Annotated in this window: 26 protein-coding genes; 17 read left to right on the forward strand and 9 right to left on the reverse strand. The window is 43.3% G+C overall.

Annotation, left to right across the window (positions count from 1 at the left end; all coding sequences use genetic code 11):
- Positions 1-317 precede the first annotated feature (317 nt).
- Complete coding sequence (locus tag AC0VXY_RS07150; protein WP_435992059.1) at positions 318-689, reverse strand: YtxH domain-containing protein; 372 nt, start codon at positions 687-689, stop codon at positions 318-320.
- A 176-nt stretch (positions 690-865) separates the two neighbouring features.
- On the opposite strand from AC0VXY_RS07150, the gene yhzF reads away from it, so the two are divergent.
- Complete coding sequence (gene yhzF / locus AC0VXY_RS07155; protein ID WP_475527832.1) at positions 866-1,048, forward strand: membrane protein YhzF; 183 nt, start codon at positions 866-868, stop codon at positions 1,046-1,048.
- A gap of 62 nt (positions 1,049-1,110) precedes the next feature.
- Here the strand turns inward: yhzF and AC0VXY_RS07160 are convergent, their stop codons facing one another.
- Both AC0VXY_RS07160 and AC0VXY_RS07165 read right to left on the reverse strand, forming a co-directional pair.
- Positions 1,111-1,647: a tryptophan transporter gene (locus AC0VXY_RS07160; protein WP_475527400.1), complete on the reverse strand. Its 537-nt coding sequence runs from the start codon at positions 1,645-1,647 to the stop codon at positions 1,111-1,113.
- Positions 1,648-1,818: 171 nt separating this feature from the next.
- The gene (locus AC0VXY_RS07165; protein ID WP_435992053.1) at positions 1,819-2,241 is read right to left on the reverse strand and encodes an HIT family protein; all 423 of its coding nucleotides are present in this window, start codon (positions 2,239-2,241) and stop codon (positions 1,819-1,821) included.
- Positions 2,242-3,543: 1,302 nt separating this feature from the next.
- Between AC0VXY_RS07165 and AC0VXY_RS07170 the strand changes: the two genes are divergently transcribed.
- The 4 genes from AC0VXY_RS07170 to AC0VXY_RS07185 all read left to right on the forward strand — a co-directional run bounded on the left by AC0VXY_RS07170 (position 3,544) and on the right by AC0VXY_RS07185 (position 6,823).
- Positions 3,544-4,287, forward strand: coding sequence for an ABC transporter ATP-binding protein (locus AC0VXY_RS07170; RefSeq protein ID WP_435992051.1), 744 nt, complete (start codon positions 3,544-3,546; stop codon positions 4,285-4,287).
- Positions 4,277-5,506, forward strand: a complete 1,230-nt coding sequence (locus AC0VXY_RS07175; RefSeq protein WP_475527401.1) for an ABC transporter permease — start codon at positions 4,277-4,279, stop codon at positions 5,504-5,506. Before AC0VXY_RS07170 ends, AC0VXY_RS07175 begins: the two co-directional genes overlap by 11 nt.
- 38 nt (positions 5,507-5,544) lie before the next feature.
- On the forward strand, positions 5,545-6,273 hold the full coding sequence (locus tag AC0VXY_RS07180) for an EcsC family protein (protein ID WP_475527402.1): 729 nt from the start codon (positions 5,545-5,547) through the stop codon (positions 6,271-6,273).
- Between the two features lie 142 nt (positions 6,274-6,415).
- Positions 6,416-6,823: a DoxX family protein gene (locus AC0VXY_RS07185; RefSeq protein WP_435992045.1), complete on the forward strand. Its 408-nt coding sequence runs from the start codon at positions 6,416-6,418 to the stop codon at positions 6,821-6,823.
- Between the two features lie 40 nt (positions 6,824-6,863).
- Here AC0VXY_RS07185 and AC0VXY_RS07190 read toward each other — a convergent pair whose 3' ends face one another.
- On the reverse strand, positions 6,864-8,066 hold the full coding sequence (locus AC0VXY_RS07190; RefSeq protein ID WP_475527403.1) for a M20 family metallopeptidase: 1,203 nt from the start codon (positions 8,064-8,066) through the stop codon (positions 6,864-6,866).
- Between the two features lie 95 nt (positions 8,067-8,161).
- On the opposite strand from AC0VXY_RS07190, the gene AC0VXY_RS07195 reads away from it, so the two are divergent.
- On the forward strand, positions 8,162-8,755 hold the full coding sequence (locus AC0VXY_RS07195; protein WP_435992041.1) for a phosphatase PAP2 family protein: 594 nt from the start codon (positions 8,162-8,164) through the stop codon (positions 8,753-8,755).
- A 40-nt stretch (positions 8,756-8,795) separates the two neighbouring features.
- Here AC0VXY_RS07195 and AC0VXY_RS07200 read toward each other — a convergent pair whose 3' ends face one another.
- Entirely contained in the window at positions 8,796-10,193 is a 1,398-nt protein-coding gene (locus tag AC0VXY_RS07200) for a hypothetical protein (protein ID WP_475527404.1), read from the reverse strand.
- A gap of 243 nt (positions 10,194-10,436) precedes the next feature.
- Between AC0VXY_RS07200 and liaF the strand changes: the two genes are divergently transcribed.
- Genes liaF through AC0VXY_RS07215 form a run of 3 tightly spaced genes read left to right on the forward strand, consistent with a single transcriptional unit; the run spans position 10,437 to position 12,971 of the window.
- On the forward strand, positions 10,437-11,249 hold the full coding sequence (gene liaF / locus AC0VXY_RS07205) for a cell wall-active antibiotics response protein LiaF (protein ID WP_475527405.1): 813 nt from the start codon (positions 10,437-10,439) through the stop codon (positions 11,247-11,249).
- 21 nt (positions 11,250-11,270) lie between these two features.
- Complete coding sequence (locus tag AC0VXY_RS07210) at positions 11,271-12,299, forward strand: sensor histidine kinase (RefSeq protein ID WP_475527406.1); 1,029 nt, start codon at positions 11,271-11,273, stop codon at positions 12,297-12,299.
- 18 nt (positions 12,300-12,317) lie between these two features.
- Positions 12,318-12,971: a response regulator transcription factor gene (locus AC0VXY_RS07215; RefSeq protein WP_475527407.1), complete on the forward strand. Its 654-nt coding sequence runs from the start codon at positions 12,318-12,320 to the stop codon at positions 12,969-12,971.
- Positions 12,972-13,069: 98 nt separating this feature from the next.
- Here AC0VXY_RS07215 and AC0VXY_RS07220 read toward each other — a convergent pair whose 3' ends face one another.
- On the reverse strand, positions 13,070-13,645 hold the full coding sequence (locus AC0VXY_RS07220; RefSeq protein ID WP_475527408.1) for a cysteine hydrolase family protein: 576 nt from the start codon (positions 13,643-13,645) through the stop codon (positions 13,070-13,072).
- A 145-nt stretch (positions 13,646-13,790) separates the two neighbouring features.
- Positions 13,791-14,297 (reverse strand): antibiotic biosynthesis monooxygenase family protein, encoded by a 507-nt coding sequence (locus tag AC0VXY_RS07225; protein ID WP_475527833.1) that lies wholly within the window; start codon positions 14,295-14,297, stop codon positions 13,791-13,793.
- Positions 14,298-14,573: 276 nt separating this feature from the next.
- Between AC0VXY_RS07225 and hemE the strand changes: the two genes are divergently transcribed.
- From hemE to hemY, 3 genes are all read left to right on the forward strand, one after another.
- Positions 14,574-15,602 carry a uroporphyrinogen decarboxylase gene (hemE, locus tag AC0VXY_RS07230; protein ID WP_475527409.1) on the forward strand — a complete coding sequence of 343 codons (1,029 nt, stop codon included), beginning with the start codon at positions 14,574-14,576 and terminating at the stop codon, positions 15,600-15,602.
- A 90-nt stretch (positions 15,603-15,692) separates the two neighbouring features.
- Positions 15,693-16,625: a ferrochelatase gene (hemH, locus tag AC0VXY_RS07235; protein WP_475527410.1), complete on the forward strand. Its 933-nt coding sequence runs from the start codon at positions 15,693-15,695 to the stop codon at positions 16,623-16,625.
- A gap of 115 nt (positions 16,626-16,740) precedes the next feature.
- Positions 16,741-18,138 carry a protoporphyrinogen oxidase gene (gene hemY, locus AC0VXY_RS07240; protein WP_475527834.1) on the forward strand — a complete coding sequence of 466 codons (1,398 nt, stop codon included), beginning with the start codon at positions 16,741-16,743 and terminating at the stop codon, positions 18,136-18,138.
- A gap of 112 nt (positions 18,139-18,250) precedes the next feature.
- Here the strand turns inward: hemY and AC0VXY_RS07245 are convergent, their stop codons facing one another.
- Positions 18,251-19,657, reverse strand: a complete 1,407-nt coding sequence (locus AC0VXY_RS07245; RefSeq protein ID WP_475527411.1) for a LysM peptidoglycan-binding domain-containing protein — start codon at positions 19,655-19,657, stop codon at positions 18,251-18,253.
- 188 nt (positions 19,658-19,845) lie between these two features.
- Between AC0VXY_RS07245 and AC0VXY_RS07250 the strand changes: the two genes are divergently transcribed.
- From AC0VXY_RS07250 to AC0VXY_RS07260, 3 genes are all read left to right on the forward strand, one after another.
- Positions 19,846-20,418 carry a TetR/AcrR family transcriptional regulator gene (locus AC0VXY_RS07250; RefSeq protein WP_475527412.1) on the forward strand — a complete coding sequence of 191 codons (573 nt, stop codon included), beginning with the start codon at positions 19,846-19,848 and terminating at the stop codon, positions 20,416-20,418.
- Between the two features lie 125 nt (positions 20,419-20,543).
- Positions 20,544-22,742: a YhgE/Pip family protein gene (locus AC0VXY_RS07255; RefSeq protein ID WP_475527413.1), complete on the forward strand. Its 2,199-nt coding sequence runs from the start codon at positions 20,544-20,546 to the stop codon at positions 22,740-22,742.
- Between the two features lie 146 nt (positions 22,743-22,888).
- Positions 22,889-23,641, forward strand: a complete 753-nt coding sequence (locus tag AC0VXY_RS07260; protein ID WP_475527414.1) for a FixH family protein — start codon at positions 22,889-22,891, stop codon at positions 23,639-23,641.
- A gap of 65 nt (positions 23,642-23,706) precedes the next feature.
- Here AC0VXY_RS07260 and yhfH read toward each other — a convergent pair whose 3' ends face one another.
- On the reverse strand, positions 23,707-23,841 hold the full coding sequence (gene yhfH, locus AC0VXY_RS07265) for a protein YhfH (protein WP_079533738.1): 135 nt from the start codon (positions 23,839-23,841) through the stop codon (positions 23,707-23,709).
- A 196-nt stretch (positions 23,842-24,037) separates the two neighbouring features.
- Between yhfH and AC0VXY_RS07270 the strand changes: the two genes are divergently transcribed.
- Together AC0VXY_RS07270 and AC0VXY_RS07275 are read left to right on the forward strand one after the other, a co-directional pair.
- Entirely contained in the window at positions 24,038-24,772 is a 735-nt protein-coding gene (locus tag AC0VXY_RS07270) for an MBL fold metallo-hydrolase (RefSeq protein ID WP_435992016.1), read from the forward strand.
- Between the two features lie 11 nt (positions 24,773-24,783).
- Positions 24,784-25,770: a lipoate--protein ligase gene (locus AC0VXY_RS07275; protein WP_435992014.1), complete on the forward strand. Its 987-nt coding sequence runs from the start codon at positions 24,784-24,786 to the stop codon at positions 25,768-25,770.
- Positions 25,771-25,881: the final 111 nt, after the last annotated feature.

Here is a 25,881-nt window from a genome sequence, read left to right on the forward strand (position 1 = left end):
GTTGCGTTGTAAGCAGTTCCAAAGGATTCACTAAAACAACGATCATCAAAAAAGAAAGCGCTTATATTTTATTATGCCAATAAAGTAATAATTAATAAAGGCTAAATTGACAAAATTTTTCGAAGTATATAATTTCTGGTTGGTTTACCGGCTTCATATTAGAAATGTTAGAGGGTTTGAACCCTGTAATGACGGGATTCGTATAGGGAATCACTATTCTGAAAAAAATCGGGGTGAAAATAAATTTTATTTTAAATAAAAAAGAATCCCCGCAAGCCATAACCCGGAAATGGGCGAAAGGCAAAACGGGGATAGGGTTATTGATTCGTTGTATTGGCGGAGTTGATCGATTTTTCAAGCGCTTCGATGGTTCGTTGGATGGATTGGATTTCTTCCTGAAGGCGCTGGTTGTTCGGCTCGGTTGAAGCCTGCCACTGCTTGAAGGAAGCTTGAAGATCCTTGGAAAGCTGAAGGACAGTTTCCTTTCCTTCCTGCGACAGGGTGCCGATTGACTCTTTCAATTCACCGATGTGGCCTTTCATCTCCTCGATGACCACTGTCCAATCATCTTTCTTGTCTTTGATTTGTGCACGGATTTCTTTACCTGATGAAGGGGATGTCAGCAGGGATGCGACTCCTCCAACCACTCCACCGATTAATAATCCGTAGGCAAGAGATTTTTTATTCACTATGTTCACCTCGTTCTTCTATTTCTATAATACTATATTTCTACAATCAGATTGTATTCTCCTTTTCCCTTTTAGAACAGATTGAAACAAGTCGGTTCATATCTTTCTCTTTAAACGCATAAAAATAAGATAATAGGTGGGGAAAAGGGGGAGGTTCTTACAGAACGGATGGAATAATCTTTGGATTCTTTGCTCTCAGTACTGTTTTATTTCTAAGTATGGTATATAACTTCATTAGTATTCAAAGACCTGGAATGTATCCTCCTAAAAATATATTAAAAAAGCGTGCGACCATATTGGGTTCAGGTGGATTGATCACGTTTCTTTTAGGGATACTGCTTTGGTTTGCAGTCAGTTAATAAAAAAAGCCCCCCATTATGTGAAGGATCACAACTCATGGAGGGTATTTTTATTATTTCGTTTAGGAAAGCTGTTCTGTTGTGACAGCTTCTCGAATGGTTGAACGTTTTAAAATACCGTTGATGATCGGATACACAACGAACATTGCGCCGGCGTTCACAAGTGTTGCCGGAAGGACGACTGCTGCGAATAGAGCGAAGAAAGCTCCAGGCAGGCCAACGATCACATATGCAGAAAGCAGGAATACGCTTCCTGATACGAGGGTACCGATTGCGGTTAGAACAGAAGCGCCTACCAGTGAACGAGTGATTTTCTTTGTTGCCAGGAATAATCCGTAAAAGACGAATGCCGTGACTGGTTTATCGATCAGGTTTGGTAAGAAACCACCAGGGAATTGTGTTGTCAATCCTGAAATGACTCCTGTCAGTAAACCTAATAGCAAGACGTTTTTCTTTGCGGGAAACAGAATGATTCCCAAGAACATCATCGTCAGCATCATGTCCGGTTTCATCCCTAGGAATATGCCCGGGATCACTGTGTGCAGTACCGCTCCGATCCCTACTAATAATGACAGGGATACAAGTGTTTTTGTATTCATTTCTCATCTCTCCTCAACTAAGCTATACTTTGTATTCTGCTTCTCCTAATGTGCACTGTTGCCATCAGCGAAAAGATAGGTACATTATAACATATAGATACTCCGTGTCAAAGATGAAAATGTCTGAAAAAAGCCCGGCCGCTTCACTCACAAAGGGCGGGGCTTTCAATTCTATGACAGATGCCGGGCGATAGAATCGGCGATCGTTTTTAAATCTTCGTGGCTGTAGTCGTCGTTGTGGGTTTTCCATACAGCTCCGAAACCATCTCCATTGCCGTAGCGTGGTATGAAGTGCATATGGAAATGGAAGACGGATTGCCCTGCTTCTTCACCTGCATTGCTTAAAAGGTTCATTCCCACAGGGTTAAACTCAGCTTTGATGCTGTTTGCGATCTTTGGTGCAACAGAGAAGAGGTGACTTGCCACATCAGGGGTCAGCTCGTAGACGTTTTCTTTATGTACTTTCGGAATAAGGAGTGTATGACCTTTCGTCACTTGGCTGATGTCGAGAAATGCAAGGACATGGTCATCTTCGTACACTTTCATTGCCGGGATCTCTCCATCGATGATTTTACAAAAAATACAGTCACTCATGCTCATTTCCACCTTTCAGTAATGGTGTAAATATTTTACCATTAAAGTGAGAATAAATGAAGAAGAGACAGGAACGATTTTCCTGCCTCTCTTCTTAGAAGGGGTAAAACTCTAAAGGTTTAAATGTCAGGCTTCATACTCTTTGATAAACACCTCATTCGCTAGTAGCTACTGTAGTGGTACCATTCTTGGGTAGAATGAACATTGTTCAATGCGACCATCCCCTTATCTTTTTGCTAGTTAAGCATTCAGACAATAGAAACTGTTAGCCGTCTTGGACAAACACCTCATTTGCTATAAGGATGATATGTGTAAATCGTTAGAAACATGAATGACTCTGTGCAAACTGACCATCCCCTTATCTAATAAGCTAAGGTAAGCTACTAAAGTAAGTTGATTCAGTCAAAATGTGCTTTAACAAACACCTCATTTATCAAATTTTTGATGAAATGAATTGGGTGAGTGTGTCATTCACTAAAGAAGACGACGAATCCTTCAAGTCGCAAACAATAGTGAAATCGGTTAGCTGGTCTTTAACAACCATCCCCTTTTTCTTATTGCTGGCCCCTTCTGATAATATGTTGTGCATTCTTGGGGATGGTTATGAATACTAAAATATGGAAGGTGTGTTATTCAACGGTTGTCGTAAAAATTTCCACCTAAGAAGGAGTGAGTGCTGGTTGATTTCCGCTGCAGGTGCTCGCTTTCCGCGGGGCGTGAGTTGAGCCTCCTCGGGCTTTGCCCTGTGGGGTCTCAACTTTCCCGCGTTTCCCGCAGGAGTCGAGCACCTTCCGCTCCAATCAACTATCCAAGTGTAAGTGTTTCACTAAAATAATGGAATGGTGAGATTGCTACACCAATGCATACACCACTCTTATCCTTTTAGTTGCAGTAATGACCCATTCTGCTAAGACTCCCAAACGACCGAATTCAAAAACTATAGTTTGTGTATGAATAACAAATCCCTGGAAAAACGGGCCTTTTGCAATTATTCCTAAAGCATATTCAGTTACAGCAGGATCTAGCTATTGATTGGAGTGCAAGACGAAGACTCCTGCGGGAAAAGCGGAATTGGTAAGACCCCGCAGGAGCGTTAGCGACGAGGAGGCTTACCTTCCGCCCCGAGGAAAGCGAAGTCTTGCACGGAAATCAATAGCGGTGTAGCAAGTGATCCTAATTAATAATTTGATTATTCATCATTCCAGCCTCTAGGGGAAAAAGATCCATATTCAAAACATGCCTTCACCCTAAAATTTTGGTAAAATAGAAATAATACGTTGAAGAGAAAGGACGTTGCTGCTCGTGTCACTATTAGAAATCAAGAATCTTGTCGGCGGTTATACAAGGAAGCCGGTATTGAAGGATATCTCCTTTTCCATACAATCGAATGAAATTGTCGGGTTAATCGGATTGAATGGGGCAGGTAAGAGTACGACCATCAAGCATATCATCGGTCTGATGGAGGCAAAGCAAGGTGAAGTCTCCATCAATGGCCATACGTTGAAAAAGGATGCCGATCAATACCGCAAACAATTTTCATACATACCGGAAACACCGATTTTATATGATGAACTAACCCTGGAGGAGCACCTGAAGCTTACGGCCATGGCCTACGGGTTATCAGATGCGGAATATAAGGGAAGAATCGACAAATTGTTGAAAGCGTTTCGCATGGAGAAGAAGATGAGCTGGTTTCCTGCCCATTTTTCTAAAGGGATGAAACAAAAAGTGATGATCATGTGTGCCTTTCTTATCCAGCCCAGTCTGTACATCATAGACGAACCGTTTGTCGGATTGGACCCACTCGGGATCCAGTCCTTACTTGTTTGGATGCAGGAGATGAAACAAAATGGGGCAGGCATCCTGATGTCTACCCACATATTAGCCACTGCCGAGAGATATTGCGATTCATTCATCATCCTTCATGAAGGGGAAATCCGGGCTAAAGGGACTCTCGAAGAGCTTCGCAGGGAGTTTACTATGCCTGAAGCCACCTTAGATGATATATATATTCAGCTGACAAAGGAAGAATCCCATGATGAATAACGTGGAGGGCATCTGGAAAAAGAGGATTGTGGAGTATAACCAGGAACTTCAAAAGTATTTGAAGTACATGTTCAACGATCATTTATTATTCGTCCTGATCTTCGCATTGGGAGGCGCGGCGTTTACGTATAATCAGTGGGTGAAGACACTCGAGCCAACATTCCCGGCTCCTCTTATCATGGCAGTCATACTTGGTCTCTTATTGGCATGGAGTCCTGTTTACACCTTCCTCCGGGAAGCGGATGCTGTATTTCTTCTTCCTTTAGAAGAACGTCTATCCGGATATTTCAGGAAATGTATCTGGATCAGCTTCTTGTTCCAATCCTACATTCAACTGCTTGTCCTGGCTGCCCTTATGCCTATGTATGTAGCTGTATCCGGAAACAGTTTCAGAAGCTTCTTTCCGTTACTTGCCTTAGTATTGGTCATAAAAATATGGAATCTTTATGTTCGCTGGTTCATGTTAAGGTTTCAGGAGAGGGAAGTTCACCTGACGGACAACCTGGCACGTTTTCTGTTGAGTGGGGCTCTTGTGTTCCTTGTTTTATCGGGAGCTTCCCTTTGGATGACAATCGTCGTGGCTGTCTTGATGCTCGGCTATGCATTTTATTTTCAACAAGCAACAAAGGGTAAGAACCTTAAATGGGATTTATTGATCAATCTTGAAGAGCAGCGCATGCTGTTCTTTTATCGCATCGCCAATATGTTCACGGATGTTCCAAAGCTGAAAGGGAAAGTACATCGGAGAAAATGGCTCGACTGGCTTGTGAAGGCGCCTTTCTCACAAGCATCAACCTATCGCTATTTATATCTTCGCTCGCTTGTGAGGACAAGTGAATATTCAGGTCTGTATATACGTTTGACCCTGATCGGTGTGTTGCTGATCTATTCAAATTCTTCTTTCGTCTTCAGTATCCTGACGGCTATGGTCTTTCTTTATTTGACTGCTTTTCAGATGATTCCATTATTCAAGCGTTTTGACTATAAGATCTGGGTGCTCATTTACCCCGTTTCAAGAGAATTGAAAACATTATCTTTTCAGAAAATCATGAGCCAGTCGATGATGATTCAGGCACTTGTGTTTTCCCTGCCCCTTTTTGTAAGGGGAGAGTGGCTGCCGGGATTGATCACGCTGCTCGCAGGCTTATCCTTTTCCATTTTTTTCAGTCAGTTCTACCTGGGGCAAAGATTGAAGAAGATGGAAGAAACCCTTTTTTAATGAAACAGGTAAGATGAACATAATATGAGTAAAGGCTGATGAAAAAGGATGGTGGTTCTAAAGTGAACCATGAGAGAGAAGAGCTTGAGCAGTGGAAACGAAGATACACCAGGAAGTCATCCATCTTTCAGAGGGTTTCCAAACAGGCCCAAACGAAAGTGAATGAGTGGATACCTGAGAAAGCACATAAAGTTGTCACGGAAAGCATCAAGAAAATGGTGGAGGCCACTCTGAAGGGAAGCGAATGGGTGTCTCTTCAGAAGATTCCCCGTAGGTCAGCGCTGCAGGAACGGGAAGTCGTGATGAAGGAACGAATGGAATTTTACCGGAAAGCTGCCACCATCGAAGGGGCGGGAACCGGTGCCGGGGGGATCTTCCTTGGTCTTGCGGATTTTCCATTGCTCCTGTCTATTAAGATGAAATTTTTGAGTGAATGCTCCCTGATCCATGGTTATGATCCCAAACAATATGAGGAACGTCTATTTCTTCTATATGTTTTTCAACTTGCATTCTCAAGCGATACCCATAAGAAGAAGGTCCTGCACATCATTGAGAATTGGGAGGATGAAAAAGAAAAGCTGAAGGAACTTGACTGGAAAACCTTTCAACAGGAATATCGGGATTACATCGATTTGGTGAAGATGCTCCAGCTCATTCCGGGAGTCGGGGCTGTTGTGGGTGCCTATGCGAATTATCAGCTTTTGGATCAGCTTGGTGAAGTGGCAAAGTTTGCTTATCGGATTCGCTACTTTAATGCATTAGAATAGTATCGTATGAAGGTCGATCGTCATGATCGGCCTTCTTTTTGTCGGGGTCATTGTGATGACAAACCCATCTTTTTCTTTCCGCAATGACTTCATGTATAGTGATAAAGGTAGGGTAAATTGTGTTTAGTGAGGTGTGGAATAGATGAATAAACGGAAAAAAGCATGGAAGATAGTCGGGCTTATTTTATTCTCCTTCTTCTTCTTTCTGGCAGGATTCTTTCATTTTATTGAAGCTCAAGGATTTGCGAAAATGGTCCCTGCGTTTATTCCTTTAAGGGAAGAGCTTGTTTATATTACGGGGATCATTGAATTCATTCTGTCAGTCCTGCTGTTGATTCCGAAGACTCGTGAAAAAACCGGGATCATCACAGCGATATATTTAGTTCTTGTATTTCCTGCAAATATCTACGCGGCCATTAAAGGAATTCCGGCTCCGGGACAGGAAGATGCCAATCAACTGCTGCTTTGGGTCAGACTATTGTTTCAGCCCCTCTTGATCTGGTGGGTGTTGGTGGTCAGTAAAATTGAAAAAAATCATCGCTTTTATTAAAAAAGAAGGATCGGATGCGAGCGTCCGATCCTTCTTTGTGTTATTTCGGAACGGCTTCGGAAACGGAATGTTTATCCTGGTAGTGAAGTGTTGCACCGGCCAATGATTTTGCTGCAATGAGAAGTGCTTTTTCGTTAAGATCGAACTTGGGGTGGTGGTGTGGGAAGGCTGTTTCCACATTGTCGGGCTTTGCTCCCGTGAAGAAGAAAGTACCCTTTACATGTTCTAAATAAAAGGCGAAATCCTCACCGCCCATTTGCATTTCAATTTCTTCCACCGTATGCACTTCATCTACAGTATCTGCACTTTGAATGAATAGATTTGTCTCTTCAGGGTGATTGACAACGGGCGGATAACCCCGCTCATATACATATTCATAATCACAACGGCCTGAAAGGCAGGCGCCTTTCAGGATCTGTTCGATTTCTTCTTCAATAAAGTCCCTGACTTCCGGGTTGAAGGTCCGTACCGTTCCAATCAATTTAGCTGAATCGGCTATTACGTTAAACGCATTATCAGCTATAAAGGACCCGATGGTCACGACGGCTGGATCAATCGGGTTTACTCTTCTGCTGACGATTTGTTGAAGTTCTGCAACAACTTGAGCCCCGATCACGATGGAATCCTTCGTTTTGTGAGGCTGTGCCCCGTGACCTCCTGATCCTTTAATGACAATTTCAAAGCGGTCCGCAGCGGCCATGATCGGACCAGTTCGGTGAAGGACCTTTCCAAGCGGTTCGGTTGCCCATAAATGGGTGCCGAAGATCACATCCACATCTTCAAGGCATCCCGCTTCAATCATGGACTTAGCTCCCCCCGGTGCGTATTCTTCAGCGTGCTGATGAATAAGAACGACTGTTCCTGGAATGGAGTCGCGCATTTCATGAAGGGTTTTCCCTAGTACCAGAAGTGTAGCGGTATGGCCGTCATGACCACAGGCGTGCATGACGCCCGGAACGGTAGAACGATATTCCACTTCCTTTTCATCCTGTATGGGAAGGGCGTCAAAGTCAGCACGGAGAGCCACGGTCTTACCGGGGAGAGCACCTTCCACTCTCGCTACCACACCATTGCCGCCGACTTGTTCTTGAACGGGGACCCCGATTTTTTTGTAGTAATCCGCAATATACTTTGCCGTATTTTTTTCCTGGAAGGATAATTCCGGGTGTTGATGAAGAAATCTTCTAATTTTAACCATTTCTATCCAACGATCTTCTAATTTCTGATATAATTCATTCAGCAAGTCCCCAACCTCCTAATGTTTGGTGAATATTACGAATATTATAACACTAAAAGTTCCCGGGAAGAGGGGTTAAGTGAAATTCAAGGAGGGATCCGATGAATAAAATTTTATCCATTACGGCAATCATTTCATTTGTACTTTTTATGACCATTGCCCATTTTGTTTATCATGACTTGGAGGTGTTCGGAGAAGATTATCTTCTGACAAACATGGGTGACTTGAATGTTTTAGAACTATTTTCAGTGATAGGGACCGAACTGGTCATCGGAATTGCCACAATCGTCCTGATTCTGTTTCTTTGGTGGATTAAAAAGGATTATGCAGGAATCATTACTGTCGTGGTACTGGTAGCGGGAAGTAACGTCCTGAATAAAGCCATCAAAGGTTTGATGGAGCGTGAAAGGCCACCATTTTCCCATGGAGAAGAAGGATTCAGCTTTCCCAGTGGTCACGCCATGGTGGGACTTGTCTTTCTGCTGGTCATCGCTTATTTCATCAGTAAAGAGATTTCGTCCCTGGGAATCAAAGTAATGATTTTCACTTTGGCCGTCATCCTTTCCCTGTTGACAGGATTCAGCCGGGTAGCGGAACAGGCTCACTATCCTACTGATGTAGCTGCCGGTTTCCTTCTGGGTTATTCATTTTTCGTGCTATGTATTTTCTTATATGAAAAGCGCCCTGCAAAATAAGAGGGACGGACCTTCACTCGGAAGGTCCGTCCCTCTATCTTTAGATTAAAAACATCGCTACGATGGTAGTTGCGATCAGTCCGATGACGACGGGGAGCAGATTCCGCCTGGCAAGTTCGAATGGGTCGACTCCACAGATAGCTGCTGCCGGAATGAGTGCCCATGGTACGAGAGTCCCGCCTCCGACCCAGATGGCTGCCACCTGACCAAGGGCCGTTAGGGTAGCAATGCCGGAACCGATGCTTTCAGCGAATAAATTGGCGACGGAACCGGCAAGAGAAATACCTGAGAAGCCTGATCCATCAAGTCCCGTGATGGCACCGACCGTCGTAAGGGTAATCGCTCCCACCGCCTTGGAAAGAGGGACGGCAGCAGCAAGGGATGCACCAAGATCATTGACGATTCCATGTGATGTTGCCGGAAGGAAATCCCCGATGATCGTTTGGAACCCTGAGTCCCCTAAATAGAAGAAAGCGGCAATCGGTATGACCGGACCGAATACTTTAAATCCGAACTGAAACCCGTCAATCATGAAACTGGTCGTTTTCTCTAATCCTTTTCCTCTATAGGCGGCCAAAGAAATCAATAAGAGTATGATGATGGAGGTTCCCCCGATAAGTGCGGTTGCATCCCCGCCTTGTAGATCGAATAGAACCATTGCCGTAATATCAGCAGCGAATAAAATGGGGATGAGGATCGCGATGGCCTTTTTCCAACGGGATGATAAAAGATCATGTGAAGAATCCTGCTCTGGACCGATGGCTGCAAGGGAATTGGAATCGACTGTGAGGATCCCTTTTTTCATATCTCGCTTAAGGAAGATGAATGCAGTAACGGTCGTGACGACTCCCATGACGATGATGAGGGGAATACTTGCCGAAATAACTTCAGAAACAGGAATACCTGCAGCGTCCGCCGTCAACTTTGGGGCAGCCTGGATGACAAAGTCACCTGAAAGGGCGATTCCGTGACCGAAAAGGTTCATGGCCATGGCGATGCCGAGGGCCGGTAATCCGACCCGTAAGGCAACGGGTACCAACACGGCTCCCAATAGAGCCACTGCGGGGGATGGCCAGAAAAACCACGAAATGAACATCATTACAAGACCTATTGTCCAGTACGCAAGAGCAGGGGTGCGGATGAACTTAGTGAACGGTCGGATCATGACATCATTAATCCCTGTCGACGTCAGTCCTTTACTCATGGCAACGATGATGGAAATGACGAGAATGGTTGAGAGTAATTCAGTGATGGCAAAGATAAAGCTATTAAATATACTACTGATTGACCCACTGATCGATCCCGTGGCAACCAAAGCGATACTGAAGATCCCGAGAATACATACGATGGTTGTGTCTTTTCTGAAAACCATAAATAGGATGATCAACCCTATGAAAACTAAATAAATCCAATGAAGAGCAGTCAAATCAATCCCCATTAGAAAAACCTCCTCAACATTTGTTCCTCAAACCTTGGGCATATGCCCTGATCTGTACTATAGATTATGAAAATGCAGATAAGGTGTGATACAGGAAACATACATTTTTTCAGCCTCTGGACTGAGGCTGAATCATTCCGCTGCTCCTCAAACAATCATGAAAGTCAATCTATAATGGAAGATGTAACAGGAATAGGCAAGTTCAATAGCGAAAGTTATAAGTGATGTGAAGGTGGTGTTCGTATGAGATACAAAGGAAGAAAGCAATGGTTTTTCTCATTTTTGCTGATGGTGATAGGATTGTGGCTATTATTACTGAATATAGGTGTCATTTCCTTGGAAATAACGCAGATATTTGTCAATATTATTCCTATTTTGTTATTGCTGCTGGGTTTGAAGTGGTCAGTAGACAGCTTTTTGAAAAAAAGCTTCGGTAAATTACTATTCGGCCTTTTCAGCCTGGCACTTGGGGTGCTGATCCTGCTGGATAGATACGATGTGCTGGTTTTCGATTACGTGAACTGGTGGAAGTTATGGCCGGTTATCATTATTGCTATTGCGATTCATCGGATTGTCAGGAATAAACCGATTCAAGTGAGTATAAGCAGTGATTATCCGTTTGATAAGACAGCTGAAACACATGATGAGGAGCAGCCGCTGGGTGAAAAGATCCCTCAAAAGAAAAATAAGATCAACAGAGGCTTTATCGTCGGGGATATCCGTTTTTCAGAACCGAACTGGCCACTGGAAAATATGAAGCTATACAACGCCATAGGAGATTACTATTTTGATTTCAGTAAAGCCTTCATTCCTGAAGGGGAAACGCCTATTGATATCAAGGGATGGATTGGTGATGTGAAGATGATCATACCGGAAAATGTCCCTGTGGAAATCACTTTGAAGGTGCAGGTGGGGGATGTGAAGTTGTTTGAACAGAAAACTGCCGATATTCGTTCTGAACTGTATTATCGATCCCCCGGATATGTCGAGGCAAGCAAAAAAATCAAGCTGACTGTTGATGTAAAAATCGGTTCGATCCGGATTACCCGGATATAAAGGTTGCGAGGAGGAATGAGATTGAATAAAACCTCAAATATCCGAAATTGGATTTTCAAGAGCTTTTTGATGATGGCTGTCATGGCCATTCTACTTTTTTTTATCGTTTTGCAAGTCTATCTTTATCTTTCAGAGGACCCCAGTATCTCTCTTAAACTTTCCATTTATTTGACCACTTGGCTGGCCATCATTTTATTACTATTAAGCATTTATTTCGGTTTTCGTACAGGGTATACATTCAAGGGCAGAATCGATGATATCTCCACCTTTGTCACCTTACTCCGAAGTGGGAAGTTCTCTGCAAGGGTGGACCGGTATGATCATGACGAGTTGGGGATTTTATCGGACGAATTGAATCAGCTTGCGGTATTCATTCAAGAGCAGGTCAAATCACTTCAGCGGCTGGCAGATGAAAAGTCAGAGCTTGCCGATCAGGCTCACCAGGCTGCGGTCATGGAGGAGAGGCAGAGGCTTGCCAGGGACTTGCATGATTCTGTCAGCCAGCAGTTATTTGCCCTGAATATGCTTTCTTCAGCGGCGCAAAAATGCATCGGGAAAGATTATAAAAAGGTTGAAATCATCGTGAGACAAGTAGCCGATATTGCAGGGAAGGCACAAGGTGAGATGAGAGCCCTTCTTCTTCATCTTCGACCGATTGATTTAAAGGGTGAAAGTCTTCGGGAAGCGTTAACCATCTTAATCAGAGAACTGAAGGAAAAAACGCAAATTGAGATCGATGCCACCCTGGATGGAATGGAGGACTTATCGAAAGGGACTGAAACACATATGTTCAGGATCATCCAGGAGAGTCTTTCAAATATCCTTCGTCACTCTGAAGCAACAAGAGTAAAGATCGTAACGGAGAAGAAAGGTGGCTATGTCACCTTGTATATCAGTGATAACGGTAAGGGGTTTGATCTAAAGGAAAACAAGATGACCTCTTACGGACTTCAAACGATGAGAGAGCGGGCGGAAGAAATAGGAGGATTATTTCAGATTCGCTCCAAAGAAAAAGAGGGAACGTATATTAATCTCCGCATCCCGGTTTAATTCAAAGGGGGAAGCCACTTGGAAAAGATTAAAGTGATGATTGTTGATGATCACGAGATGGTACGGCTGGGTATGAAAACCTATTTGCTGACAGAAGATCGAATTGACTTGCTTGGAGAAGCGAAAAGTGGAAATGAAGCAGCTCAGCTTGCCAAGCTGTATATGCCCGACGTCATATTAATGGATTTATTAATGGAGAATGGGAATGGCATCGAAGCCACAAGGAAGATCCTATCCTTTCATCCTCACTGTAAAATTATCATCCTTACAAGCTATTATGACGATGAAAAGGTGTTTCCTGCCATCGAAGCAGGTGCTCATAGTTACTTATTGAAGACGGCAAGTGCAGAAGAAGTAACCGGGGCGGTTTATAAAGCGGTTAAGGGTGAATCGGTCATAGCATCCAAAGTTGCCGATAAGATGATGAACCGATTCCGTCCGCAGGTAAGAAAGGCTCATGAAGAGTTGACGACAAGGGAAATGGATGTTTTGAGATGTTTGGGTGAGGGCATGACGAATCAGGAAATTTCAGAAGAGTTATTTATCGGAATCAAGACCGTCAAGACCCATGTAAGTAATATTTTGAGTAAGCTTGGAGTCACGGACCGTACCCAGGCAGCCATTTATGCGAATCGAAACGGGATCTTGTTTAAAGCCTCAAGGAAAGAGTAGAGAAGTTTTATATAAGGCAGAAAGCAGAATGGGCTTAGTCAAAGGAATGAAATCATTCCCCTTGACTAAGCCCATTCTGCTGAAAACGAATTTGAATATTAAGAAATGACCGGCTTAGTTAATTTCAATCGTGATGATAGCAGGGACTCCGTTGAAGAAATGGAAGCAAATTCTTGGTGAAGATTTGCCAGGGACAGTCCATGAACAATTTCAGCAGAAAAGAGGGAACCGTCAAACGAATAGGTTTCAAAGCATGCAGTGGCATCATTTGGGACCGTCACTTCATATCCCAGATCTGCGGCCATTCGAACAGTAGTGGATATACCGTGATTGGTTGTGAACCCCATTACGACAAGGGATTTATATTTTTCCCGTTTTAAATATAAATCCAGATCTGTATCGATAAAAGCGCTATTGACATGCTTAATGATGTGTTTTTCTTTTTGTACAGGCCGGAAACACTCTATAAAATCAAAACCTCTTGAACTTGAATGAAGTGGTGATTCCATATCGAAAGAAGAATGTTGCACGTGTACAACCGGCCACGCCTTTTCTCTCCAACCATGCAAAAGCTGATAAGCGTTCTTTTCCATACCGGGATTATTCCGCTTTCCCCGTGAAGAATCACTATATGCCTTTTGAAAATCAATCAAAATCAAACATGTTTCACTCATCGGAACTCCTCTCCTTTCATTCAGGATGTCTGTAACCAATACGATTAAGTATACTGTTAATCATTTGTAATTATGTATGTACACACCCGCTGCAATTGTAAAGATTATAAAAGAAAAAGCTGCCGGAATTCAGGCAGCTTTTTCTTCAGGATTGACCCGAAACATAGTATTTACTTACATAAGATGCACGTGGGAAGATATCCTTTTGATTATCAATTCCTTCTTCAGTGCCCCTCTTTGCATGGGCCTTCTCGTATTGCTTGGATTCCTGCCAGCCAAGGAAGCTTCGTTCGTCCTCCCAAAGGGTCATGATCACATATGTATCGTTGTCCAGTGGTCTCAGAACCCGAATTGCGGTAAACCCCGGCACCTCTTCAATCAAACCGGCACGATTTTTAAAGCGGTATTCAAAAAGCGGCCTTCCTTCGTCTGATACGGGGATGTTGTTGAAGACTACGTATCCTTTACTTTCAAGTTCACCTGATTGATCTACAATTTCATAGCTGCGAGGAGATTCAAAGACACTTTCTCCGCTTGTTTCATGTAAAAGCAGTGCATCTTCGCCCTGCATCAAGAGCATTTTTTCACCCGCGTGCTTATCCATTATTTTTTGTAAGAAATCATGTGTGCCTGTCGTCATATATAGCTTCATCCAAATCACCTCAATAAAGTAGTCACTTCTACTATACTCTTCCCTTTTCTTTCTCTCTTGTAACATGAATGCTGGATATTTTTTCACCACTCTTCAAAAATCGGCAAATTTATGACATTTTCCCTTGATAACTATACAATTCTCCCTAAAACGTCTATAGTTTAAAAGGGTTACAATCTGTACGTTCAAATTATATATAGGACAATTTTAGAATCTACTCAAATTAGTTTACAATAGGGTCAATGGAGTTACATAGAAAGGTGGACGAACAAAGGTATGAAACAGATGAATGATACTTTTTTACGAGCGGCAAGGGGAGAGAAAACGGATTATACTCCGGTTTGGTATATGAGACAAGCGGGTCGTTCACAGCCTGAATACAGGAAGATCAAGGAGAAATATTCTCTTTTTGAGATCACGCACCAGCCTGAACTTTGTGCATATGTGACAAGGCTGCCTGTGGAACAATATGATGTCGATGCAGCAATCCTTTACAAGGATATCATGTCCCCACTTCCTTCGATTGGAGTGGATGTCGAGATCAAATCAGGCATCGGTCCTGTGATCGATAATCCCATCCGTACGACTGCGGACGTTGAAAAGCTTGGGGAAATCAATCCTGAACAGGATGTTCCTTACGTATTGGACACAATCAAATTACTGACACAGGACCAATTATTGGTCCCATTGATCGGTTTTGCAGGAGCTCCATTTACGATAGCAAGCTATATGATTGAAGGTGGCCCTTCTAAAAACTATAATAAAACAAAAGCGTTCATGTATGCAGAACCACAAGCTTGGTTTGCTTTAATGGATAAATTGGCAGCGATGACAATCACCTACGGAAAAGCCCAAATCAAAGCAGGGGCGTCTGCCTTCCAAATATTCGACTCCTGGGTAGGTGCATTGAATGTACAGGATTATCGCACATTCATCAAGCCGGTCATGGAAAGAATCTTTAATGAACTGAAGGAAGAGAATGTACCATTGATCATGTTTGGTGTCGGAGCAAGCCACCTTGCGAATGAATGGCATGATCTCCCCATCGATGTAGTCGGACTTGATTGGAGATTGCCGATCAAAGAAGCAAGGGAAAGAGGCATCTCCAAAACAGTGATGGGTAATCTGGACCCTGCGATCCTGCTGGCACCATGGGACGTAATTGAAGAAAAAGCCAAAGAGATCCTGGATCAAGGGAAGGACTTAAGTCACATCTTTAACCTCGGACATGGAGTATTCCCTCAAGTCAATCCAGATACATTAAAGCGATTAGCAGCCTTTGTGCATGAATACAGTGCCAGGTAGAGAACATTCACACATGTCTATAAATGGATTCTATTAAAGAAACATGGCACAATAATGTAATGTATGAAACTGACAATGAGGTGAAATGGGATGTCAAAGAAGAAAATGGGTCTATTGGTGATGGCCTATGGTACACCATATAAAGAAGAAGATCTGGAACGCTACTATACACATATCCGCCATGGAAGAGTCCCTTCCAGTGAACTTTTGGATGACTTACGGGGACGTTATGAGGCGATCGGGGGGATTTCCCCACTGGCGAAGATCACCCTTGATCAGGCGAAAAGCCTGGAGGAACGTTTGAATGCGGTTCAAGACAACATTGAGTTTAAAATGTATCTTGGGTTAAAGCATATCGAACCCTTCGTAGAAGACGCAGTGGAACAAATGCATCATGACGGCATTGAAGAAGCGGTTTCCATCGTACTCGCCCCTCATTTCTCAACGTTCAGCGTCAAATCGTACAATGGACGTGCGAAAGAGACAGCGGAAAAGCTTGGCGGTCCAACGATCACATCGATTGAAAGCTGGTATGAGGAACCTAAATTCATTCAGTACTGGGTAGACAGGGTGAAGGAAACCTTTGCAGAAATGAGTGATGAAGAGCGAAATAAAGCGGTGCTCATTGTCTCTGCACACAGCCTTCCTGAACGCATTCTGCAGTCCGGCGATCCTTATCCGAAGCAATTAGAGGAAACGGCGAAGATGATCGCAGAGGGAGCCGGTGTCACGGAATATGCAGTAGGCTGGCAAAGTGAAGGGAACACTCCCGACCCATGGATCGGTCCTGACGTCCAGGATCTGACAAGGGATCTTCACAAGGAAAAGGGCTACACTACTTTTGTTTATACACCGGTAGGGTTTGTGGCTGATCACCTTGAAGTACTCTATGACAATGATTATGAATGTAAAGTCGTAACAGATGATATCGGAGCTTCTTATTATCGTCCGGAAATGCCGAACGCCAAACCGGAATTCATTGATGCCATGGCAGATGTCGTGTTAAAACACCTTAAAAAATAATTTCCCGTTTTTGGCTGTTCAGGAAGGACTGAAGCGAGTGGGTTCACTCTCAACGCTTTAGTCCTTCTCTATTATTGGATATGAAGATATTTTGTTAAAGAAGGCGATGAACGTGTTGGAACAACAAAACAAAAAGATTGTAGTCGTAGGCGGGGGGATCACCGGTTTAACCACGGCCTACTATCTGCAACAGAAAATCAAGGAAGAAAATCTCCCCATCGAAGTAAAACTGGTAGAAGCCACCCACCGATTGGGCGGGAAGGTCCAAACCCTCAAAAAAGACGGCTATATTATCGAAAAGGGACCGGATTCTTGTTTATCAAGCAAAACGGAAATCTCCCGTTTAGCGGAAAAACTGGGTATGGAGGACAAGCTCGTCCGAAATCGCAAAGGCACGTCCTACTGTATAGCCGGTGGTGAACTCTATCCAATTCCCGGGGGATCCATCGTAGGGATTCCAACCCAAATCGCCCCTTTCATCACAACAAGTTTATTTTCACTATCAGGAAAAATGAGGGCTGCAGCGGATTTTATCCTTCCACGCTCCCAGGAAAGAGAAGATCAATCATTGGGTAAATTCTTCAGGAGGAGAATGGGGGATGAAGTTGTTGACCATTTGATCGAACCGCTCTTAACGGGCATATTCGCCGGGGATATCGATCAATTAAGCTTAATGTCTACATTTCCGCAACTCTATGAATTGGAACAGAAACATCGCAGTTTAATAGCCGGCATCAAGAAGAGCGGACAAGCGGGGGAATCAAATGAAGAAGGGAACTTCCTGACTTTTACCGGGGGTCTCCAATCATTGATCGATGCCATGGAAGCAAGTTTGGAACCAAATACCGTATACAAAAGCATGAAGGTAACCAACATAGAAAAAGAGATCAGCAGTGATTATACAATCACTTTCACGAACGGGGATCAAATGGAAGCAGACAGCGTCATCGTGACGACTCCCCATCACGTATTGCAATCCATGTTTCCCTCCTATCCATTCTTACATTTCTTAAAGGAGATGCCTGCCACCTCAGTGGCGACGGTTGCAATGGGATTCTCACAAGAGGCAATAAAAAAAGATATCGCCGGAACAGAGTTCCTGGTCTCCAGAAATAGCGATTACTCCCTGACTGCGGGAACATGGACACATAAAAAATGGCCACACACGGCCTCGGAAGGAAAAGCATTATTGCGTTGCTACCTTGGCAAGTCCGGGGACGAAACGATCGTGGATTTATCCGATGACCACATCGAGCAAATCGTGCTTGATGATTTGAGTAAGATCATGGAAATCGATGGTCCACCTGATTTCACGATCGTCTCACGCTATAAAAATTCCATGCCTCAATACACGGTGGGGCACAGGGAACGTATTCAAAGTATGTATGATCAAGCAGAGGCCGCTTTGCCGGGAGTATTCATTGCTGGAAGTTCATACGATGGATTGAGTATTCCCGACTGCATCGGGCAGGGGGAGAGGACCGTAGCGAAAGTGTTGGATTATTTGAACTGATTATTTTGAAGGCTGCCGGGAAACTGGTGGTCTTTTTTTGGGTGGGCATGCTGAATGTTCTCTATGTCTTACTTTCCAGATGGAAGAAAGCACCCTCTAATGAAGGTGCATCCTACTTCACTACCCGATATCTTGAATGCTGAAGCACCCAATTCTGTGGAAAGGCAGAGCCCAGAACCCAATAGCTCAGCCCCCTTAATCTATAGTCGTCCACCACCGTTTGCTTTGCCAGCATGCTTCTTGCATCTTCAAACCAGACTTCATGCTGCTGACCGGTTTCATCCCAATACTTGAAAAATGGAGACTGATACTGGTCATTGTATTGAATACGGACCCCGTATTTGCTTGCAAGGTCTATGGCACCCTGAGGAGAGACGGATTTCGCAAAGGTCCCATCCACCCATGGTACTTTCCAGTCACGGCCATATAAGGGAGCCCCCATGAGGATTTTATTGCGGGGTATGACTGTCACGGCGTAGTCCAGTACTTTTTTTACTTCATTAATGGGTGCGATCGCCCATGGTTTCCCCCCTGCCCATCCCCACTCATAAGTCATAAGGACAACAAAATCGACAATTTCTCCGTGAGCCTTATAGTCATGGGCTTCGTATAATAGACCTTTTTGATCGGCCTTGATTTTCGGTGCGAGTGCCGTCGAGACAGAATAGCCTTTTGGTTTTAATGCTGAAACCGTCCTCTTTAAAAAGGAATTATAATTTTCCCGGTCTTCGGGGTAAACGTATTCGAAATCAATGTTCAATCCTTTATAACCCTTCGATTCCATTTTCTTCAGTATGGAAGAGATTAACGTATTTTGCAGTGCTTCACTTCTTAAAATCGTTGCAACAAGGTCAGAGTTGAATTTTCCGTCCACATAATTGGTCAGAACCAATAGGGGATCGACGTTTTGATTATCCGCAGCCGAAATAAGACCGGTATCGTTCAGTTCTGTAATGGAGCCTTCTTTTGTAATGGAATGAGTAAAAGGAGCAAGGTATGTGAAGTAGCTTCCCAGCCCATTCACTTCGGTTACTCCTTGACTGTCCGTCCTCGTGGTGTATGCATTCACCTCGATCACCGGTTTCGTGTTCGGGATCCGAATCTGTTGATTAGTGTAGATAAGGGATGGATTCGAGATGGCATTCGCATTTAAAATCTCTTGCATGGGAACTTTATAATTATAGGAAATGGTATAAAGGGTATCGCCTGTTCGAACCCTGTGAATGAAAGCGGGCATGACGATCAACTGACCGATAAATAGTGTAGAGGGGTCAGAAATCTGGTTGAATGTCTGTAGTTCATTGGGATCCATATGATACTTTTGACTGATCTTATACAACGTATCGCCTGGCTGAACGATATATTCTTTTAAAGGTTCCGGGATGAGAAGACTTTGTCCGATAACGAGTAGATTGTGGTTCTTTAATTGATTTCCATAAGCGATCTGGTTCACCTCAACCCCGTACCTCGATGCGATCGACCAGAGTGAATCCCCGCTTTTTACTACGTAAATATTCATATGACACCTCCTGAACGGTCTTATACCTATAGCCTATTCAAGAGGGCTTATTCGATATGAAAGAACGGGGATAAAGAAAATGAAAAATATCACTTGTGTAATGATTGAAGATGTGATAAATTTATCAATGTTAACAAAATGACTAAATTACAAATCTAGTCAAACAGTCATATGGGAGGAGTGAGTTCATGGCGATTGATCGAAAGAAACAGATCCTCGAGGCAGCTACCAATTCTTTTTCTTTGTTTGGATATAAAGCCACGACGATGGATCAAGTAGCTAAAATAGCGAATGTGGGCAAAGGAACGATTTATACGTTCTTTAAGAATAAGGAAGAATTGTTCGACGAGATCGTTTCATCTTTAATTAATGAGATGACCTTTGAAGCAGAAGAAGTGATTGATCCGGAAGCTACATTTTCTGAAAATGTCCACCGTGCGTTGTTTCGTCTTCTCGAATTTCGCAAAGAGCATAAGCTGACGATCAAGCTATATCAGGAAGCCCGTGAAATGGGAACACCTGCTGTATCCGAGGTCATTGACCGGATGGAAAAAGTGGTCATAGAATTCTTGAGTCAACGGATTGAAAAAGCCATTGCCTCAGGAGCGATTAAGCCCTGCAACCCGGAAATGACGGCATTCGTCCTATTGAAGCTATACGTTTCATTGATCTTCGATTGGGAACGTACACATGGTCCACTTGATAAAGATGAAATAGCCAATCTGTTTGAGCTATATATCATTAAAGGGTTATCAAATTGATAGTCCTTCATTTTTAGGAAAAAATGACCAAATGAATGAAATAGTCATTTATTTTTTGCCTTTCAATGACCGTTTGGGTTTATTGGTCAATAGTTCAATTCTTTGAATAATAATAGGAGGATAATATGAAGAAATCATTTATTGGTTCAGAATTCAAAGCGATTTTTCGCAACAAGAAGCTGCTCATTCCAATACTAGCCGTACTCTTTATTCCTGTACTGTACAGCGGAATGTTCCTGTGGGCATTCTGGGATCCATACGAGCAGCTTTCAGATCTTCCTGTAGCTGTGGTGAATAGTGACCAGGGGGCAGAGTTTGATGGTAAGGAGTTGCATATCGGATCGGATCTTGTTGATAAGCTGAAGGAAAGCGATCAGTTCGATTTTCATTTCGTCGATAAAAAAGAAGGATATAAGAATCTGGAGAAACAAGACTATTATATGCTTGTGGAAATTCCAGAGGACTTCTCTGAAAACGGTACTACGTTGTTAGAGGAAAATCCTCAAAAGCTTTCTTTAAAATATGTCCCGAATGAGAGCTTTAACTTCTTATCTGCTCAAATTGGGGATACGGCGATGAAAGAGATCAAAGCGAGTCTTTCTACATCCGTTTCAGAAACGTATGCAGAAACAATGTTTGATAAAATTCAGGAAATGGGAGATGGTTTCCAGACTGCCAGTGACAAAGCAGGGGAAATCAACAATGGGGCCATTGATCTTTCTCAAGGTGCCAAGAAGCTAAAGGACAATCTAGCTGTTCTTGCTGAAAAGAACGTCGAGATGACAGACGGCGTGGCTAAAACCCGTGCAGGTGCCGAGAAACTGGCAAATGGTTCTCAGGAACTATCTGACGGTGTCGGCGTCATGACGGATAAATCCCAGCAATTATATAAAGGGACGCAGGATGTTCAATCCGGGTTGAATTCCCTTGCTGCCGGAATCGATAAAAGCAAGGCAGGTTTGGAGCAAGTGGACGCCGGGCTTGATAGTGCCGTGGACAATACGGCTAAATTGCAGGCAGGTTCACAGACCCTTGCAGAAAAAATCGGTGACCTGAAAGGTGGAGCCGATAGCGCGCAAGCAGGCGCTCAAGCGATTGGGGACGGGGCTTCAAAGCTTGAAGAAGAATTGACTCCATTCATGGGAAGCCTTCCGGAAGAAAAGAAGGCTGAACTTCAGGCAGCCATCGACCAAATCAAGCAGGGTGCATCGGGACTTCAGACAGGTACCGGGGCTTTAAGTAATGGTGCCGTTGAACTTCAAAAAGGAGCAAACTCTCTCGCGGGTGGAATCGGTGCATTAAATGATGGCCAGAAGAAACTCCAGGGCGGCGTCGATCAGCTCGTGGCCGGATCAGCACAGCTTGACGAAGGTTCCAATCAACTTGTTGCCGGTCAAAATAAAGTGGTGGAAAACTACGGATTATTAAATCAGAAACTTGGAGACGTATACCAGGGAACGGTAGGTCTTGCTTCAGGGGCGAATGAACTGAGCTCAGGCCTTAACCGGGTATATGATGGATCCAATCAGCTTGCAGACGGATCCAGGAAACTCGCCGATGGTTCCACTGAGCTCGCAAACGGTTCAACGAAACTATCAGACGGGACAACGGAATACGAATCGAAATTAAAGGACGCAGCAAAAGAAGCCAATAGTGTCAAAGCGGATGACGATACGTATGACATGATGGCGGGTCCAGTCGATGTGAAAAATGAGAAAATCAATCATGTTCCAAACTATGGAACAGGATTTGCTCCTTATTTCTTATCTCTTGGACTATTCGTAGGGGCATTATTAATCTCTATTGTGTATCCGCTCCGCGAACCATCCGACCGTCCATCAAGCGGAATGAGCTGGTTCATGGGGAAATTTACTGTCCTTACGACAGTGGGGATCATCCAATCACTGATAGCAGCAGCCATTTTACTCTTTGGATTGGGTCTTGAAGTAAAAAGTGTACCATTATTCTTACTTTCTACTATTATTACAAGTCTTACATTCCTGGCATTGATTCAAATGCTTGTGACGGTACTGGGTGATCCGGGACGATTCGTCGCCATCATCATTCTGATTCTGCAATTGACGACGAGTGCAGGTACATTCCCACTTGAATTGATTCCGACTGCATTACAGCCAATCAGTGCACTGTTACCGATGACGTACTCGGTGTCAGCGTTCAAGGCGGTCATTTCAAGTGGAGACTTTGCCTTCATGTGGCAAAACCTCTTCATCCTGCTGGGATACTTCATTGTGTTCGTTGCATTGACAGCTGTATTCTTTGTAGGATTATTCAAGAAGCAATATTCGAAAACAGTAGAAGCATAAGGGGAAAACGGCAGATGTCACACACATCTGTCGTTTTTTCTTCATAAAATGGACAAACCCCGAGTAAACATGAACGTGTATACTAAATGGTGAGAGGTACATAATGGTGATACATGAAAAGAGAATGCCTAAAGGAGAATGTTGTCATGAAGAAAATAAGCTTATTATTGCTGGTAGGTTTCCTCGCATTATTTATCGCTGCATGCGGAAATTCAAAAGAAGATAACGGAGCAAATAAAGATGAAAAACTGGAAGCGATCGATGCAAAGTTAGACGTGCCTGAAAAAGGAGAAAAAGGTGAACCGGTTTCCCTTTCCACGAAAGTCACTCAAGGTGATGAGAACGTCGACGATGCCGGTGAAGTGAAATATGAGATCTGGAAAAACGGTCAGAAAGATGAAAGCCAAATGATCGAGGCCAAGCACGAAAAAGGCGGACTTTATAAAGCAGAAAAGACGTTTCAAGAAGACGGTCTGTATACAGTACAGGTTCATGTAACCGCCAGGGACATGCATACGATGCCGAAGACAGAAATTGCCATTGGAGAAGTAGAAGAGGGCGATCATGAGGAAGCGGGTGAAGATCACCACCATGGCGACCATGAAAGCACCGTTACCATCCATTTGATGAAGCCTGACAGTATTACTGCGGGTGAAGAAGCGGAAATGATGGTGCATGTAGAAAATAAAGAAGTCGCACTGGAAGAAGCCAGAGTCCGTTTTGAAATTTATCAGGATGGTCAAGAAAAGCATGAATGGGTGGATCTGACTGAAGGTGAAAGCGGAGAATATAAAGGATCCTATACATTCCCGGAGAAAGGGTCATATAATGTACAGGTCCATGTAACCAAAGGAGAAGAAATTCACGAACACACGATGGAAACAGTGGACGTACAATAATCATAAAAAGGATGCTCTTCATTTTGAAAGAGCATCCTTTTTAGTACCCCTTGATTTTCATGTGCTTAGTATTCGTAGTCAGTCGTACATTTCTCGCAATAAATGCCGTAGCATTCATGCTGCTCCTCAATTGTATCTCCACATTGTGCACAAGACTTAGGCGGCAAATTTCGAAAGAACTCAACAATATTTTTTACCATGTTCATCACCCTCCGTAAATTTGTATTCACCCATCAATTGTTCGTGTTATATAACTGATGTGTTAATTTATTTTATTGTATTATAACAGTATGAGTTTCGTCAATAATTAATTCTAAAATGGGCGGAAAAAATGAAAAAATAGGCACAATGAAGTATAGTAGGGGTACAGACTAAAGTGAAAGGCGATGTTCAAATATGAAGTTAACCGTTATTGGTCAATGGGGCGGATATCCGAAAGCAGGAGAAGCGAGCACCGGGTATTTACTTGAAGCTAATGGCTTTAAACTGCTTATTGACTGTGGAAGTGGTGTACTATCCCAACTTCAACATCATATAGAACCTACAGAGTTAGATGCAGTCCTTCTGTCCCACTATCATCCAGATCATGTTGCAGATATAGGTGTACTACAACACGCTTTATTGATTCAATACTTCTTGGGGAAAAATAAAGGTCCATTACCTGTATATGCCCATCGGGAAGATCAGCAAGGATATAATTCCCTTACATACAAAGATTTAATGACAGCCCATGAGTATACTGAGGACTCTACTTTATCTGTTGGTCCCTTCACCGTAACGTTTGTGAAATCAAAGCACCCCGTTCCATGTTATGGGATGAGGATCGAAGCAGATGGGAAATCCCTCTTTTATACAGCAGATTCCGCCTTCAGGGAAGAATTTATTTCATTCGGACAGGATGCTGACGTGCTTCTCTGTGAATGCAATTTCTATGGGGAGATGGATGCATCGAACGCTGGTCATATGACTAGTCTCGACGCCGGGAAACTTGCTCAGTTAACCAGTGCCGGGAACCTAATCCTCACCCATTTACCTCATTTCGGCGACCTGGAGCAGTTAATTACAGAAGCAAAAACGATTTATAGCGGTCACGTATCATTAGCAAAAAAAGATATGGTAGTAGAAATTTAGGAGGAAACACGATGTTATTTATTGATAATAAAGGAATCACAGATCCGCGGATCAATCTTGCTATAGAAGAATATGCATTGAAGAACTTAGATATTAATGAGAGTTATTTATTATTTTACATCAATGAACCTTCCATCATCATCGGAAAGAATCAAAATACAATCGAAGAGATCAATACAGATTACGTGGAGAAACAGGGACTTCACGTCGTACGCCGCCTTTCCGGTGGGGGAGCCGTGTATCATGACCTGGGGAACCTGAACTTCAGCTTTATTACGAAAGATGATGGGGAGAGCTTTCACAATTTCAAGAAATTCACTGAGCCAGTTGTAACGGCTCTCCACAAACTCGGGGTAAAAGCTGAGCTGAGCGGTCGTAACGATATCATCGCAGAAGGCAGAAAGATCTCGGGGAATGCCCAGTTCTCAACGAAAGGTCGGATGTTCAGTCACGGAACGCTGCTGTTCGATTCCGAAATGGAAAACGTCGTGTCCGCTCTACGGGTGAAAAAAGACAAGATTGAATCAAAAGGAATCAAATCAATCCGGAGCCGTGTGGCCAATATCTCTGAATTCCTGACTGAACAAATGAGCATAGAAGAGTTCCGCTCAACCCTTCTTGATTTTATCTTCGAAGGAAGCGACGCAGAAGAATATGTCCTGACGGAAGAAGATTGGAAGAATATCCATGAACTCTCAAAAGAACGCTATCAGAACTGGGATTGGAACTATGGGAAATCACCAAAATTCAATCTTCAGCATTCCCACCGCTTCCCGGTCGGTTCCATCGATGTCCGCCTCGAAGTGAATAAAGGGAAGATCGATAACTGTAAAATCTTTGGTGATTTCTTCGGGGTGGGAAATGTAGAGGACATTGAAGAAAAGCTTGCCGGTATACGCTATGAGCGAAAAGACATTGCCGGGGCATTGGTAGGTGTTGATATTCAACACTATTTCGGTAATATCACGATGGATGAATTCGTTGATTTGGTGTATTGATTTAAATGGAAGAACCGTCCAAATTGGGCGGTTTTTTTATATCAATATACTTGTATTAATACTATTCTTTATATAGAATATATTTTGAATACTTTTAATAGTTTGATGAAT

The sequence above is a fragment of the Rossellomorea sp. QJM3NY_18 genome (genome assembly GCF_056173145.1).

What these genes read in the sequence shown, in the direction of transcription:
- AC0VXY_RS07160 (WP_475527400.1), bottom strand. Translation starts at nt 1,647, where the DNA reads ATGAATACAAAAACACTTGTATCCCTGTCATTATTAGTAGGGATCGGA.
- AC0VXY_RS07165 (WP_435992053.1), bottom strand. Translation starts at nt 2,241, where the DNA reads ATGAGTGACTGTATTTTTTGTAAAATCATCGATGGAGAGATCCCGGCA.
- AC0VXY_RS07175 (WP_475527401.1), top strand. Translation starts at nt 4,277, where the DNA reads ATGATGAATAACGTGGAGGGCATCTGGAAAAAGAGGATTGTGGAGTAT.
- AC0VXY_RS07180 (WP_475527402.1), top strand. Translation starts at nt 5,545, where the DNA reads ATGAAAAAGGATGGTGGTTCTAAAGTGAACCATGAGAGAGAAGAGCTT.
- AC0VXY_RS07185 (WP_435992045.1), top strand. Translation starts at nt 6,416, where the DNA reads ATGAATAAACGGAAAAAAGCATGGAAGATAGTCGGGCTTATTTTATTC.
- AC0VXY_RS07195 (WP_435992041.1), top strand. Translation starts at nt 8,162, where the DNA reads ATGAATAAAATTTTATCCATTACGGCAATCATTTCATTTGTACTTTTT.
- AC0VXY_RS07200 (WP_475527404.1), bottom strand. Translation starts at nt 10,193, where the DNA reads ATGGGGATTGATTTGACTGCTCTTCATTGGATTTATTTAGTTTTCATA.
- liaF (WP_475527405.1), top strand. Translation starts at nt 10,437, where the DNA reads ATGAGATACAAAGGAAGAAAGCAATGGTTTTTCTCATTTTTGCTGATG.
- AC0VXY_RS07220 (WP_475527408.1), bottom strand. Translation starts at nt 13,645, where the DNA reads ATGAGTGAAACATGTTTGATTTTGATTGATTTTCAAAAGGCATATAGT.
- AC0VXY_RS07225 (WP_475527833.1), bottom strand. Translation starts at nt 14,297, where the DNA reads ATGAAGCTATATATGACGACAGGCACACATGATTTCTTACAAAAAATA.
- hemE (WP_475527409.1), top strand. Translation starts at nt 14,574, where the DNA reads ATGAAACAGATGAATGATACTTTTTTACGAGCGGCAAGGGGAGAGAAA.
- hemH (WP_475527410.1), top strand. Translation starts at nt 15,693, where the DNA reads ATGTCAAAGAAGAAAATGGGTCTATTGGTGATGGCCTATGGTACACCA.
- AC0VXY_RS07245 (WP_475527411.1), bottom strand. Translation starts at nt 19,657, where the DNA reads ATGAATATTTACGTAGTAAAAAGCGGGGATTCACTCTGGTCGATCGCA.
- AC0VXY_RS07250 (WP_475527412.1), top strand. Translation starts at nt 19,846, where the DNA reads ATGGCGATTGATCGAAAGAAACAGATCCTCGAGGCAGCTACCAATTCT.
- AC0VXY_RS07255 (WP_475527413.1), top strand. Translation starts at nt 20,544, where the DNA reads ATGAAGAAATCATTTATTGGTTCAGAATTCAAAGCGATTTTTCGCAAC.
- AC0VXY_RS07260 (WP_475527414.1), top strand. Translation starts at nt 22,889, where the DNA reads ATGAAGAAAATAAGCTTATTATTGCTGGTAGGTTTCCTCGCATTATTT.
- yhfH (WP_079533738.1), bottom strand. Translation starts at nt 23,841, where the DNA reads ATGGTAAAAAATATTGTTGAGTTCTTTCGAAATTTGCCGCCTAAGTCT.
- AC0VXY_RS07270 (WP_435992016.1), top strand. Translation starts at nt 24,038, where the DNA reads ATGAAGTTAACCGTTATTGGTCAATGGGGCGGATATCCGAAAGCAGGA.
- AC0VXY_RS07275 (WP_435992014.1), top strand. Translation starts at nt 24,784, where the DNA reads ATGTTATTTATTGATAATAAAGGAATCACAGATCCGCGGATCAATCTT.